This window comes from Agrococcus sp. TSP3-2-1 (assembly GCF_049897585.1).
GTDB lineage: Bacteria > Actinomycetota > Actinomycetes > Actinomycetales > Microbacteriaceae > Agrococcus.
The window spans coordinates 90,595-103,981 of record NZ_JAFCWN010000005.1; the positions used below are offsets into that span (position 1 = coordinate 90,595).

General features: G+C 73.0%; 11 protein-coding genes. 5 read left to right on the forward strand and 6 right to left on the reverse strand.

Annotated elements, in window-relative coordinates:
• Positions 1-3: 3 nt before the first annotated feature.
• Both ACP7BI_RS08715 and ACP7BI_RS08720 read right to left on the reverse strand, forming a co-directional pair.
• Positions 4-231, reverse strand: coding sequence for a hypothetical protein (locus tag ACP7BI_RS08715; protein ID WP_425845164.1), 228 nt, complete (start codon positions 229-231; stop codon positions 4-6).
• The gene (locus ACP7BI_RS08720; RefSeq protein ID WP_425845166.1) at positions 231-1,478 is read right to left on the reverse strand and encodes an anion permease; all 1,248 of its coding nucleotides are present in this window, start codon (positions 1,476-1,478) and stop codon (positions 231-233) included. Before ACP7BI_RS08720 ends, ACP7BI_RS08715 begins: the two co-directional genes overlap by 1 nt.
• Before the next feature lie 205 nt (positions 1,479-1,683).
• On the opposite strand from ACP7BI_RS08720, the gene ACP7BI_RS08725 reads away from it, so the two are divergent.
• A complete protein-coding gene (locus tag ACP7BI_RS08725; protein ID WP_425845168.1) occupies positions 1,684-2,355 on the forward strand; it encodes a GPP34 family phosphoprotein in 672 nt (223 codons plus the stop codon).
• On the forward strand, positions 2,352-3,083 hold the full coding sequence (locus ACP7BI_RS08730; protein ID WP_425845169.1) for a hypothetical protein: 732 nt from the start codon (positions 2,352-2,354) through the stop codon (positions 3,081-3,083). The genes ACP7BI_RS08725 and ACP7BI_RS08730 overlap by 4 nt, the downstream gene beginning before the upstream one ends.
• A gap of 11 nt (positions 3,084-3,094) precedes the next feature.
• On the opposite strand, the gene ACP7BI_RS08735 is transcribed toward ACP7BI_RS08730, so the two are convergent.
• On the reverse strand, positions 3,095-4,144 hold the full coding sequence (locus tag ACP7BI_RS08735; protein ID WP_425845171.1) for a LacI family DNA-binding transcriptional regulator: 1,050 nt from the start codon (positions 4,142-4,144) through the stop codon (positions 3,095-3,097).
• A 213-nt stretch (positions 4,145-4,357) separates the two neighbouring features.
• Between ACP7BI_RS08735 and ACP7BI_RS08740 the strand changes: the two genes are divergently transcribed.
• The 3 genes from ACP7BI_RS08740 (at position 4,358) to ACP7BI_RS08750 (ending at position 8,310) form a co-directional block, all read left to right on the forward strand.
• Positions 4,358-5,710 (forward strand): ABC transporter substrate-binding protein, encoded by a 1,353-nt coding sequence (locus ACP7BI_RS08740; RefSeq protein WP_425845173.1) that lies wholly within the window; start codon positions 4,358-4,360, stop codon positions 5,708-5,710.
• A 735-nt stretch (positions 5,711-6,445) separates the two neighbouring features.
• Positions 6,446-7,339, forward strand: coding sequence for a carbohydrate ABC transporter permease (locus ACP7BI_RS08745; protein WP_425845563.1), 894 nt, complete (start codon positions 6,446-6,448; stop codon positions 7,337-7,339).
• Positions 7,336-8,310, forward strand: coding sequence for a carbohydrate ABC transporter permease (locus ACP7BI_RS08750; RefSeq protein ID WP_425845176.1), 975 nt, complete (start codon positions 7,336-7,338; stop codon positions 8,308-8,310). Before ACP7BI_RS08745 ends, ACP7BI_RS08750 begins: the two co-directional genes overlap by 4 nt.
• Positions 8,311-8,395: 85 nt before the next feature.
• On the opposite strand, the gene ACP7BI_RS08755 is transcribed toward ACP7BI_RS08750, so the two are convergent.
• The 3 genes from ACP7BI_RS08755 to ACP7BI_RS08765 form a co-directional block, all read right to left on the reverse strand.
• Positions 8,396-10,423, reverse strand: a complete 2,028-nt coding sequence (locus tag ACP7BI_RS08755) for a glycogen debranching N-terminal domain-containing protein (RefSeq protein WP_425845179.1) — start codon at positions 10,421-10,423, stop codon at positions 8,396-8,398.
• Between the two features lie 138 nt (positions 10,424-10,561).
• Positions 10,562-11,989, reverse strand: a complete 1,428-nt coding sequence (locus tag ACP7BI_RS08760) for an MFS transporter (protein ID WP_425845180.1) — start codon at positions 11,987-11,989, stop codon at positions 10,562-10,564.
• Complete coding sequence (locus ACP7BI_RS08765; RefSeq protein WP_425845182.1) at positions 11,986-13,356, reverse strand: glutamyl-tRNA reductase; 1,371 nt, start codon at positions 13,354-13,356, stop codon at positions 11,986-11,988. The genes ACP7BI_RS08760 and ACP7BI_RS08765 overlap by 4 nt, the downstream gene beginning before the upstream one ends.
• Positions 13,357-13,387: the final 31 nt, after the last annotated feature.

A 13,387-nucleotide genomic window follows, 5' to 3' on the forward strand; every position in this document is an offset into this window, starting at 1 on the left:
GCGTCAGATGCCGAAGAGCTGCTTGCCGAACACGATCACGACGATGCCCGCGGCGGCGAGCAGCACGCACACGCCCAGGAGCGAGCGGCCGAGCGCGGTCGATCCGGGTCGCCGGCTCTCGAGCGAGCGGATGCCGACCGCGTAGATGAGCGGGATGCCCGCGCCGAGCAGCAGCCCGACACCGAGCACGGAGGCGATCGCGATCGCGAGCGCACCGAAGTCGATGCCCATCAGGCTGCCCCTCCGTTGCCGCGATCCTTGCGCTTCTTCCGCTTGCGCGGCCGGGAGATCGGCGCGACGTGCGAGGCGACGGCGCTCAGCTCGCGGTCGATCTCGCGCTTGCGCTCCTTCTTGGGCTGCTCCCACTCCTCGGTGACGTTGTGCGAGCCGACGTGGCTCATCCGCGAGCGCAGCCACATCGCGGCGCACGCGGCGATGAGCAGCGCCGTCACGACGATGGAGCCCCACAGGTGGCCGAAGAGGCCGGAGATGACGAAGCACAGCGCGCCGATCGCGCCCGACGCGGGCAGCGTGATGAGCCACGCGATGAGCATCCGGCGGGCGACCGACCATCGCACCTTCGCGTCGGTGCGCGCGAGGCCCGAGCCGATCACGGAGCCGGAGGCGACGTGGGTCGTCGAGAGCGGCAGGCCGAGGTGGCTCGAGGTGAGGATGATGGATGCGCTCGAGAAGTCGGCGGACATGCCCTGCCTCGGCGAGATGTCGACGATGCCCTTGCCGAGCGTGCGGATGACGCGCCAGCCGCCCATGTAGGTGCCCGCCGCGATCGCGACGGCGCAGACCACCCGCACCCACAGCGGCATGTCGGCGTCGGGGTCGAGGGAGCCGTGCGCGACGAGCGCGAGGAAGATGACGCCCATCGTCTTCTGCGCGTCGTTCGTGCCGTGCGCGAGCGACATGAGCGACGCCGCGCCGATCTGGCCCAGGCGGAAGCCGCGCTGCTCGCCGCGCTCGCTCAAGTTGGCGGTCACCCGCTGCACGAGCCACGTGCCGCAGAAGGCGACGAGGCCCGCGATGACGGGCGCGAGCAGCGCGGGGATGAGGATCTTCTGCGCGACGCCGCCCCACAGCACGCCGGTCACGCCGAGCGCCGCGATCGTCGCGCCGATGAGACCGCCGAAGAGCGCGTGGCTCGACGAGGAAGGCAGCCCGAAGAGCCACGTCAGCACGTTCCAGACGATCGCGCCGGTGAGCCCGCACAGCACGATGAGCATGAGGCTCTCGCCGTCCACCCCGGTCAGGTCGACGATCCCCGATCCGACGGTCTTGGCCACCTCGATCGAGAGGAAGGCGCCCACGAGGTTGAGCGACGCCGAGAGCGCGACGGCCGGCTTCGGCTTGAGCGCACCGGTCGCCACCGACGGCGCCATGGCGTTGGCGGTGTCGTGGAATCCGTTGGTGAAGTCGAACGCGAGGGCGACGATGACGACGATCGCGAGGATCGCGAGTTCCTGCATCGTGACAGTGTCCACTACCCGCACCGTGCGCTCCAAGGGGAGCGGGCGCGGCGCTTCCTCGGCCTCACGTGGCTCACCCGCTGGGAGCGCGACTTCCCCGACCTGCCGCAGGATGTTCTCAAGCGCCGCGGCGACGCAGCGATGAACCGCTGACGCTGCGCGCCCGACGGGTGCGCGCCGCGACTCCACGGCGTACCGTGGGGCCATGGCGCTGACGATCCCCGAGGCGGTGCTGCTGCTCGCCATCGACGACGACGAGGGCTCGCCCCTCATCGAGGACTCGTCGCTCGGGATCGCGATCGCCGGCGCCGCGCTCGCGCAGCTCGTCGTCGACGGGCGGATGCGCGTGGTCGCGCACGGCGAGCCCGGTGGCGAGCCCGGGGTGCTCGTCGCGGCGAGCGGCACGACGAACCCGCACCTCGAGCCGCTCGTCGAGCGGATCGACGGCGCGGCCCCGTCGCAAGCGCTCAGCGTCGTCGCCGGCTGGGGCGGTCGCAGCGCGCCGACGAGCCGAGTGCGCAGGGAGCTGCTCGAGGACTTCGCCGCGGCCGGCGTGCTCGCGCGCGAGGAGGACCGCTTCCTCGGCATCCGCTGGCGCGAGCGGTGGGAGCGCGGCGAGCGCCGCGACGTCGAGGACGCCCTGCAGGCGCGCGCGATCGAGGTGCTCGACGGCGCTGACGACCCGACGGTCGGCGCGGCGCTCGCGATCCTGCACGGGGCCGAGGCGCTGCCGCCCATCTTCCCCGACCGGCCGCGCGAGCCGCTGCTCGCGCGCGGCGCCCAGCTCGCCGAGCGCTCGTGGGCGAGCCGAGAGGTGCACCGCTCGATCGAGGCCGTGCAGGCCGCGATGGTCAGCCTGATGATGTCGTCGACGTGAGCGCTTCGCCGACGTCGCCGCCGGGCTCGGCCCCCGCGGCCGCCGCGGCGACCATCGCCGGCGTCGCCGGGCGCGCGCTCGGCGCGGCGTTCGCGACGCTCGCGGCGGTGCGACGACCGCATCCCGTGCATCCGCACGGCGTCGTGCTGCACGGCGAGATCCGCCTCGCCGGCAGCCCGATCCGCACCGGCGTCGTCTGGCTCGACGAGGCGGCGCCGGAACCGCTGCCCGTCATCGCCCGCGCCTCCCGTTCAGTGGGCGTGCCCGCGCCGCTCCCCGACGTCATCGGCCTCGCGGTGCGCTTCGACGGCCCGGCGGGACCGGCCGACATCGAGCTCGCCTCGACCGGCGTCGGGTGGCCCTGGCGATTCCTGCTCCGCGCGCACCGCTCGCCCTCCCGCGCGCACCTGCACACGATCCTCCCGTACCGTGCGCCGACCGGGCCGGTGCTGCTCGCCGCTCGCACGATCGCTCCCAGGGATCTGCCGCCGCATCCCGACGCGCTCGCCGGTCGGCTCGCCGACGAGCCGTGGCGGCTCGAGCTGCTCGTCGCCCGCTCGCGCGGTGCGTGGCGGCGGTTCGGCCAGCTCGAGCTGCGGCGGAGCCCGGGCCCGCTCGACCCGCTGCTGCGCTTCGACGCGGGCCGACGGCTGCTGCCCGGAGCACGCGAGTACGAATGGGCGCACCGGCTGCGGCAGCCGGCCTACGACCGGGTGCAGGCGGAGTAGCGCGGGGCGCGTCAGCTCGGCGGCGCGGTCGAGGAGCGCACGACGAGCACCGGGGAGTACGCCGTGTGGCTGCGGTCCGGCTCGTCGTCGGGGTCGTCGAGCGCCGCCATGATCCACGAGACGACGTCCTCCCCGTGCTGCGCCGGGTCCTGCCGGATGGTCGTGAGGCCGAAGGCGGCGGCGGCCGGCACGTCGTCGACGCCGATGACCGAGAGCTCCTCGGGCACGCGGATGCCGAGCTGGTGCGCGGCGAGCAGCACCGCCATCGCGACCTCGTCGGTGCCGGCGACGATGCCCGAGGGGCGGTCGGCGCGATCGATGATCTCGCGCACGACGGCGTGTGCGCCCTCGAGCGTGGTCGGCACCGTCCGGACCGGTCGCATCCGCAGCCCGTGCCGCGCCGAGACGCGCTCGAACGCCCGCTTTCGCCGATCGGAGGAGGAGGCTCCGAACGGCTGCACCTCGGGCGCGGCGGCGAGGTGCAGGAGGTCGGTGTGGCCGAGCCGCACGAGGTGCTCGGCGGCCTGCTCGCCGGCGGCGCCGTCGTCGAGCGCGAACGACCGCGTGTGCTCCGTAGGCTCCCCGACGGTCGCGACGGGGATGCCGAGGTCGGCGAGCCGCGTGAGGTCGCCGCCGACCAGGCTCCACGTGATCGTCACGAGGCCGTCGACCTCGCCGCGCGTCATGAAGCGCTCGAACTTCTCGTGCCCGCCCTTCCCGAACGCCCCGAGGTCGTAGAGCAGCACGTCGTGATCGTGCGCATCGGCGGCGTGCGCGATGCCGTGCAGCACGCTGCCGAAGTACCAGCGGTTGACGGACGGTGTGAGCACGCCGATCGTGCGGGTCATGCCCGTGGCGAGCCGTCGCGCGGCACCGGAGACCCGGAACCCGAGCTCATCCGCGATGCGCTGCACCCGCTCGCGCGTGCCCACAGCGACCCCGGATGCGCCCGAGAGCGCGCGCGACGCGGTCGCCTTCGAGACGCCCGCAGCGCGGGCGACGTCGTCGAGCCTCGGCACGGTCGCCTCCTCGCGCCCCGGGCGGGTGACCGCCTCGATCATCGGAACCGGTTCCGACCATAGCCGCGCGGCCGCGTTCCGCCAACGATTGGCCGTGCGGATCGTTGCCGAATCGAAACATCGTTCCTGAGTGCATCCTGTGGCGGGGTGCGCTACGGTCGCTCGAAGTGGAACCGGTTCCGGTTTCGAGCACGCCGCCGTGCGCGTCGGTTCGCGGCACGTGCTCATCCGCTGAGTTTGAGCGAAGGAGTTCACGTGAAGCACGCACGCAGGATCGCGGTGCCGCTCGGCATCGCGGGCGTCGCGGCACTCGCCCTCACCGGGTGTGTCGGCGACGCAGAGCCCGGCGCGTCGGAGGCGCCCGGCAGCACCGGCGCTGCCGCCGAGGGCTGCGAGGCCTACGCCGACTACGGCACCTTCGACGGCGCCGAGGTCAACGTCTACGGCACGATCCTCGACGAGGAGGCCAACCGTCTCAACGAGTCGTGGGCCGAGTTCGAAGAGTGCACCGGCATCGACGTCGTCTACGAGGGCTCGGCGGAGTTCGAGGCGCAGATCAACGTGCGCGTCCAGGGCGGCAACCCGCCCGACCTCGCCATCTTCCCGCAGCCGGGCCTGCTCGCGTCGATCGCGGGCACCGGCAGCCTGCTGCCCGCGCCCGAGAGCGTCGCGGCGAACGCCGAGGAGTTCTGGACCGAGGACTGGCGCAACTACGGCACGGTCGACGGCACGTTCTACGCCGCACCGCTCATGGCGTCGGTCAAGGGCTACGTCTGGTACCAGCCCTCCCTCTGGGAGGAGAACGGCTGGGAGGTGCCGACGACGCTCGACGAGCTCGATGAGCTGACCGCGACGATCGCCGAGTCGGGCACGACGCCGTGGTGCGTGGGCTTCGGTTCCGGCGAGGCGACGGGCTGGCCCGGCACCGACTGGATCGAGGACTACGTCCTGCGCCTGCACGGCCCGGACGTCTACGACCAGTGGATCTCGCACGAGATCCCGTTCGACGACCCGCAGATCGCTGAGGCGGTGGATCGCGTCGGCGACCTGATCAGGAACCCGGAGTACGTCAACGGCGGCATCGGCGACGTGTCGACGATCGCGACGACCGACTTCGGCGAGGCCGGCCTGCCGGTGATCGACGGCGAGTGCGGCATGCACCACCAGGCCTCGTTCTACGAGGGCTTCTGGCCCGAGGGGACCACCGTCGCCGAGGACGGCGACGTCTGGGCCTTCGTCCTGCCGGGTACCGAGGCCGACGCGGCCGCAGTCACGGGCGGCGGCGAGTTCGTCGGCGCGTTCAGCGACGACGAGGAGGTCGTGGCGGTGCAGACGTTCCTCTCGAGCGACACGTGGGCCAACAGCCGCGTCTCCCTCGGCGGCGTCATCTCCGCGAACTCGGGTCTCGACCCCGCCAACGCGAGCAGCCCGCTGCTGCAGTCCGCGGTCGAGACGCTGCAGGACCCGGAGACGACGTTCCGGTTCGACGGCTCCGACCTGATGCCGGGCGCGGTCGGCGCCGGCACGTTCTGGAGCGGCATGGTCGACTGGGTCTCGGGTGCCGACACGGCGACCGTGCTCAGCCAGATCGAGTCGAGCTGGCCGTAGTCGAGAGCGGATGCGGATGCGGGGGTCGCGACGCGGCCCCCGCACCCGCATCCCGCCGGGAGCCATGAACGGATGGGATGACGCATGACCACGATGGATCTCGTCGGCAAGGTGCTGCAGGTGCTCGTCGGCCTCGCCGCCTTCGGCGCCGTGGTGGCGCTGCTGCTCGCCTTCCTCGACAGGCCGGAGGACAAGCCGCGGGGGGCGGGCTGGCGCACGGGGCTGCGACCACGCATCATCCTCGTCGCGGCCTTCGCCCTCCTCGCGCTCCTCGCGCGCCTGCTGTACGGCACGGCGCCGTGGATGACGCAGGCGCTCACGAACGCGGCGATCGCCGTCGGCGTCGCCGGCGTCGCGATCGTCGTGCTGCAGTGGCTGCTCGACCGCCTGCTGCAGCGGGCGAGCCCCGCCGTGCGCAGCGGCGTGTTGCGAGGCATCGGTGCGGCGATCGTCGTCGCGCTCGTGCTCGTCGCCCGGTCGGCCGAGCAGATCCCGACGCTGGACTGGATCACCCCCGCGCTCGTGCTCGCCGCGACGATCGTGGGCTGGCCGCTCGCCGGCGCGCTCCTCGCGACCGCCGCGATCGCGTTCCTGCCCGCCCGCGTGCGCCGCAGCGCCCGACTCATCGCGTGGCTGCTCGCCGCCGCAGCGGTCGTGGTCGTCGCACTCGTGCTGGACGCGGGCCAGGAGCAGTCCGCGGGCGTGTGGCCGTGGGCGGCTGCGTCGGCGCTGAGCATCGTCGGCGTCCTCGGCTACCTCGCCGACCGGGACGACGACTCGAAGCCGATGCTCGTCTTCCTCCTGCCCGCCGCGCTCCTGCTGACCGTCGGGCTCGTCTACCCGGCGATCCGCACGACGCTGCTCGCGTTCACCGACAAGACCGGCTCGTTCAACGGCCTCGACAACTTCGTCTGGATGTTCACGCAGCCCGAAGCGCTCGTCACGCTCGCCAACACCGTGGTCTGGGTCATCCTCGTGCCCCTGCTGTCGACCGCGATCGGCCTCGCCTACGCGGTCTTCATCGACAAGAGTCGCGGGGAGCGCGTCTACAAGATGCTCGTCTTCATGCCGATGGCCATCTCGATGGTCGGCGCGAGCATCATCTGGCGCTTCATGTACGCCTATCGCGGCCCCGAGCAGGAGCAGATCGGCCTCGTCAACCAGATCATCGTGTGGTTGGGCGGCGAGCCGCAGCAGATCCTGCAGAACAGCCCGTGGAACACCCTCGCGCTCATCGTCGTCATGATCTGGATCCAGACGGGCTTCGCGATGGTCGTGCTCTCTGCCGCGATCAAGGGCGTCCCGACCGAGCAGCTCGAGGCAGCCCAGATCGACGGCGCGAACCCGTGGCAGCGGTTCGCGAACGTCACGGTGCCCGGCATCCGCACGTCGATCGTCGTGGTCGTCACGACCATCTCGATCGCGACGCTCAAGGTCTTCGACATCGTGCGGACCATGACCGCGGGCAACTTCAGCACCTCCGTCGTCGCGAACGAGATGTACACGCAGGCGTTCCGCTCCGGCGAGCCCGGTCGGGGCGCAGCGCTCGCGCTCATCCTGTTCGTCATGGTGATGCCGATCGTCATCTACAACATCCGCGTCCTCAACCAGCAGAAGGCGATCCGATGAGCTCCGTCGCATTCACCCCCGACCCCGAGGTCACACCCGACGAGGTCGCGCCTGCGGTGCAGACGCGCGCTGATCGCGTCAAGAAGCGCTTGACGAGCCCATGGGCGACGATCGCGGCGCTCGTGATCGCCGTCGTCTGGACGATCCCGACGTTCGGCCTGCTGCTGTCGTCGTTCCGGCCGGCGGGCCAGATCCAGACGACCGGCTGGTGGACGTTCTTCTCCGACCCGCAGCTGACGCTCGCGAACTACAGCGAGGTGCTCTTCTCGGAGTCGGCATCCTCGCCGCAGCTCGGCGAGTACTTCGTGAACTCGCTCGCGATCGCGATCCCGGGCACGATCATCCCGCTCGTGCTCGCGTGCCTCGCGGCGTACGCGTTCGCGTGGGTGAAGTTCAAGGGCTCGTCGACGCTGTTCGTGATCGTCTTCGCGCTGCAGATCGTGCCGCTGCAGATGGCGCTCATCCCGCTGCTGCAGCTGTTCGTCACGTTCCTGCAGCCGTTCCAGACAGCGCTGCACGAGGCGGTGCCGTTCATCAGCGAGCGGCAGTTCCTGCCGGTGTGGATCGCGCACGCGATCTTCGGCCTGCCGCTCGCGATCTTCCTGCTGCACAACTTCATCTCGGCGATCCCCGCGGATGTGATCGAGGCGGCGCGCGTCGACGGCGCGGGCCACGGGCAGATCTTCTTCCGCATCATCCTGCCGCTCGCGATGCCGGCGATCGCGTCGTTCGCGATCTTCCAGTTCCTCTGGGTCTGGAACGATCTGCTCGTAGCGCTCGTGTTCTCGACCGGCACACCGGATACCGCGCCATTGACCCAGCGATTGGCCGAGCTCGCGGGATCGCGAGGCGAGAACTGGGAGCGGCTCACGGCAGGCGCCTTCGTCTCGCTCATCATCCCGCTCATCGTGTTCTTCAGCCTCCAGCGCTACTTCGTGAGAGGCCTGCTGGCCGGTTCCGCGAAGGGTTGAGCGCCCAGGATCGAGCAATCGAGAGGGGCGGCCACAGGCCGCCCCTCTCGACGGCTCGAGATCCTCGGATCGGCCGAGCGCGAGCCTAGATCGAGGGCGGCCGACCGCCGTCGATGAGTCGCACGTGCGCGCGGCGCGGCGAGGTGTCGCCGCTCGTGAACCGCGTGCCGCCGGAGGCCGCCTGCGCCGGCACGGCGATCGTCGGGAGCGGCTCGACGGCGTGCAGGTGACGCTCGCGGCGCGTTGCGTGCTCGGCCCTCCGGTCACCGAGCGCCTGCCAGACGGGTGCGACCGCCGCAGCGCTCCGGGCGTTGGGCGCACCGGCGCCCGGCAGCGGCACGGGAGCGCTCGCGTCGGCGACCCCGTACCCCGCGTACCGCTCCGGCATCGAGCCGTGGAACGCATCCGCCGCCCGCTCGAGCTGCTCCGCGAGCCGGCGCGCCACGTCGTCGAACCCGGTCCGCAGCAGGCCCTCGATCGCCACCGCGGTGTCGTGCGGCCGGATCGCGCCGCCGTTCCACGCGAGCGGCCAGTAGCCGGGCGCGTCGACCGCGATCGAGCGGAGACCGAATCCCGACGAGAGGCGCTCGTCGAGCAGCAGCCCGGCGACGGTCCGCTCCTCGTCGCGCGACAGCAGGGTCGAGCCGATGAGGTGCGCGAGATCGGCCGAGAGCCAGTCGAGCCGCGCGCCGGTTCCGTCGATCGCCATCACGGGATGGCGATCCTGCCCGCGAACCACCCAGAACGCGGTACGGAACCGGCGGCGGAGTCCCTCGGCCCATTCCACCCACGGTGCGCCGTCGTCGCCGAGCGCCTCGAGGAGCGCGCTGCCGCCCACTGCCGCGCGGCAGGCGAGCGCCTGCAGCCGCGCGGTCGCGACAGGCCCCTCGGCCGGCACGCCCTCGGCATCGCGCGGCAGCTCGGGCCCGTCGCCGACGGCGGCGTCGCCGCCCGGCAGGGCGAGGAAGCCGTCGCCGACCTGCTGGCGCAGCCAGCCGAGCGCCGCGTGCAGGCTGGGGCGCAGCTCGCGCACCGTCTCGAGCGGCAGGCCCGCGCGCCACGCGTCGTGCAGCAGCACGATCCACAGCGGCGTCGCGTCGATCGAGTCGGTGAACGAGGGAGGGAGCTCGACCCCCTCGCGCGCGCCCTCGGGGCGGTGCGGCGAGAGCTCGTGCATCATGCGGCCCGGTTCCTCGCCCGTGCGGCCGTCGTGCTGCACGCCCTGGCGCGCGGCGAGCGTGCGGAGCGTGGCCTCGGCGAGCGCGGTGTCGAGCGGCAGCAGCATCCGCGCGGCGCTCAGCGCGTCGCGCGCGACCATCGTCAGCCGCCACGGCGCGCCGGCGGCGAGCACGGGGCCGCTGCCGACGTCGAGCAGGAGGTCCTCGAGGTCGGCCACCGCTCGCTCTCCCCAGCGGTCGAGCGCGGGACGGCCGGTCGGCGCGAGGCCGGGGCTCGGCTCGTCGACGATCGCGCCCCGCACGGCGAGCGAGGCGTCGTCGAGCAGCAGCTCGACCGAGAGCCCGGCCCAGTCGTGCGGCTGCACGATCGCTCGGTGATCCACGACGACGCGGCCGTCGGCGATCGCGACCGTACCCGCGCGGCTGCGCACGCGGAGGGTGCGGATGCCGTCGGTCACGACCGCATCGTCGCCCTCGATCGAGAGGTGCACCGGGACGGCGCCGTCGCGCCCCTCGCGCACGGCGTCGATCGGGCAGAAGGCGACGTCGATCGCGAGCTCGATGCGCACGCCGATCGGCAGGTCGCGGCCGTTCACGACCGTCGCGCGCTCGAGCACCGCGCCCGGGCTGACCTCGCGCATCCGCTCGACCGCGATCCGCGCATCGCCCGGCTCGTCGTCGCGGGCGGGTGCGATGCCGCGGATGAGCGCCCAGTCGCCAGCGCTCGAGGTGGCGAGGTGCTCGATCGGTGCGCCGTCGAGGCGCAGCTCGACGGCCCGCGCGAAGCGCCAGTCGCCGTGGAACAGCCCGTGGATCGGGTGGCCGCCCATGGTGCCGTCGCGGCGCGACCATGCCTGGGTCGGCGCCGAGACCGACGCGAGCTCGTCGTGCAGCAGGGGCGGCGGCTCGACCTGCTGAGCCTGCTCGTGACGCATGGGACCCCCACTTCGTGAATGCCCTTCGCGGTCACGGTAACGCCGACTGCGTCGGTCGGGACGCAGGGCCGCCTGAGCCTTCTCGCATCCCTGGCTCAGCGCCAGGATGTCGTGCTCGGCGGTGGCGGCGCCGATCCGCTACGGCGTGGGGTGGCGCGCGTCGTAGGCCAGGAACGAGCGCTGCGAGCGCGTCACGACGGCGATGAGCGCGACGATGAGCAGCCCGCCGAACAGCGGCGGCGCCCACAGCGCGACGAGGCTCGCGACGGCGCCGGCGTAGAGGTCGCCGAGGCGCGGCCCGCCCGCGACGACGACCTGGAAGAGCCCCTGCGTGCGGCCGCGCATGTCGTCGGGCGTCGCGGTGAGCATCATCGTCGAGCGGAAGATCGCGCTGATCTCGTCGCTCGCGCCCATGCCCGCCATGCCGATCGCGGCGACGATGAGCGCGGGCCACGCGACCTGCGTCCAGTCGGGGCCGACCTCGCCGCCCAGGCCGAGCGTCATCGCGAGGATGACGGCGCCCACGAGCCCGACGAAGCATCCGTAGACGGTGATCGCGCGCGCGATGGCGACGCCGTGCCGGTGCACGTGCGCGACGGGCCCGGAGAACAGGCTCGCGAGCAGGGTGCCGATCGCGGCGGCCGCGGTGAGCACGCCGACCGTGACGGGGCCGCCGCCGATCGCGAGGGCGCCGACGGCGGGCAGCAGCGCGAAGGGGCGGCCGAACGTCATCGCGATGATGTCGACGAGGAACGACATGCGGATGTTCGGAGCGTGCTTGAGGAAGCGCCAGCCCTCGCGCAGCGACTCGAGGCCGGGCTTCGACACCGCGCCGAGCGGCGGCAGCTTCGGCAGGCCGATGATGCCGAGGAAGCCGGCGGTGAAGAGCACCGCGTCGATCGCGAACGTGATCGGCAGCCCGACCGTCGCGACGAGCACGCCCGCCGCGGCGGGACCGACGGTGAGCATCGTGCCGAACGAGATGCCGTTGAGCGCGGCGGCGCGGGAGATGAGGTGGGCGGGCAGGATGCGCGGGGTGACGGCCGAGCGCGTCGCTCCCGAGATCGTGGCCGCGACGGTGCTGATCGTCGTGAGCACGTAGAACGGCCACACGTGCGCGCGCTCGCCCGCCGCGATGAGCGACGCGTCCCACGCGGAGAGCGCGACGAGCCCGAGCACCGCGGCCCAGCCGGTGAGGCTCGAGGCGATGAGGAGCGCGCGGCGGTCGAAGGCGTCGGCGAGCATGCCGCCCCAGAGCCCCGCGACGATCATGGGCGCGAGCGCGATGCCGCCCACGAGCGCGACCATCATGGTGCTGCCGGTCATGTCGAAGATCTGCAGGCCGACGGCGACGATCGTCATCTGCGCGCCGATGCCGCTGATCGCGGTGCCGATCCACAGGCGGGCGAACGCCTTGCTCGCCTTGAGCGGCGCGATGTCGACGAGTCGGCGGCGCCGCTCGGGCGCCTCGCCCCCGGTCTCGCGCGGATCGGTCTCGACGCCGGCGGGCGGCAGGATGCCGTGGGAGCCGGTCGTCGGCTCGTCGCCCGACTCGAGCCGGGTCACGCGGCGGAGTCGTCGCCGAGCAGCGCGTCGATCGCCGAGAGGAGCTCGTCGTGGCGGCCCTCGGCCGCGAGCCGGCGGGCGCGCACGGTCGGCTTGTGCAGCACGACGCCCGCGAAGTGGCGCAGCGCCTGCTCGGCGAGCTTGCGCTCCGCCTCGGTGCCGCGCTTGCCGATGCGCGCGAGCTCTGCCTCGAGCGCGTCCTCGACGTGCTCGCGGAGCGTCGCGATCGCCGAGCCCACCTGGTGCTCGGCGGTGCCGCGCTCGAAGCGGCGCGCGGCCTTGCGCACGAGATCGCGCGCGTCCTCGGTCGCGGTGAGGTGCTCGAGCGGCGCGTGGATGCGGATCGTCTCGAGGTCGAGCACCTCGACGCCCGGCACGGTCGCGACGTCGGGGTCGACGTTGCGCGGCATGCCCATGTCGACGACGAGCTGCGCGGCGCGGCCGTGCTCGACGGGGCACGCCTCCGCGTCCTCGGTGCTCGAGTGCACGGGGCAGCTCGCCGGCGATTCGTGGCCGATCGGGCAGACGGATGCGTCGTGCACGTCGGCGCTCGCGCCCGGGAAGGCGTGGGTCGCGGCGAGCCGCTCGCGGCCCGCGCGCAGCAGGGCGGCGTCGACGACGTGCTGGTCGGAGCTCGTGCAGGTGACGATGACGTCCGCGCTCGCGGCGGCGAGCGCGGCGTCGCGCGGGTCGACGTAGCCGATCGCGTGGCTGCGGGCGAAGCCCTCGCCGCGGTTCGACGGGCTCCACACCTCGATGTGCTCCGCGCCGCGGCGGCGCAGCTCGGCGAGCGAGACGCCGGCGAAGCGCCCGGTGCCGACGAGCAGCACGCGCGCACCGGTCAGGTCGACGCGAGCGCTCGCGAGGTCGAGCGCGAGGCGCACGATCGAGCGGCCCGCCTCGCCGAGGCCGGTGCGGTTCTTGATGCTGCGCTGCGTCTCGGAGGCACGCTGGAAGAGCCGCTCGAGGTGCGCGGAGGTCGTGCCCGCCTCCTGCGCCGAGGCGAGCGCGCGCCGCACCTGGCCGGCGATCTCGCCCTCGCCGATGACGACCGACTCGAGGCCCGCGGCGACCGAGAAGAGGTGCTCCGCGGCGCGGGTGTCGACGAGCGGCTGGAGCGTCTCGGGGCGGTGGAACCCGAGCGCGTCGGCGGCGGCGCCCTGCGCGATGCCGGCGGCCTCCTCGTGCTCGTCGGCGTCGACGTCGAGGTAGACCTCGAAGCGGTTGCACGTCGAGATGACGACGGCGCCGTCGACCGCGGGGTGGGCGGCGAAGGAGCTGGGGAGGGCGGAGGCGTCGGCGGACGACAGCGCCTCGAGGGCGTCGAAGTCGGCGTTCTTGTGACTCGCCGTCAGGCAGATGAGCACCAGAGCATCCTACCGCGCCGCTGTACCCCGC

Bases quoted from the DNA above. Each gene is read 5' to 3' on its own strand.
- ACP7BI_RS08715 (WP_425845164.1), bottom strand. From the start codon at position 231: ATGGGCATCGACTTCGGTGCGCTCGCGATCGCGATCGCCTCCGTGCTC.
- ACP7BI_RS08720 (WP_425845166.1), bottom strand. From the start codon at position 1,478: ATGCAGGAACTCGCGATCCTCGCGATCGTCGTCATCGTCGCCCTCGCG.
- ACP7BI_RS08725 (WP_425845168.1), top strand. From the start codon at position 1,684: ATGGCGCTGACGATCCCCGAGGCGGTGCTGCTGCTCGCCATCGACGAC.
- ACP7BI_RS08735 (WP_425845171.1), bottom strand. From the start codon at position 4,144: ATGATCGAGGCGGTCACCCGCCCGGGGCGCGAGGAGGCGACCGTGCCG.
- ACP7BI_RS08750 (WP_425845176.1), top strand. From the start codon at position 7,336: ATGAGCTCCGTCGCATTCACCCCCGACCCCGAGGTCACACCCGACGAG.
- ACP7BI_RS08755 (WP_425845179.1), bottom strand. From the start codon at position 10,423: ATGCGTCACGAGCAGGCTCAGCAGGTCGAGCCGCCGCCCCTGCTGCAC.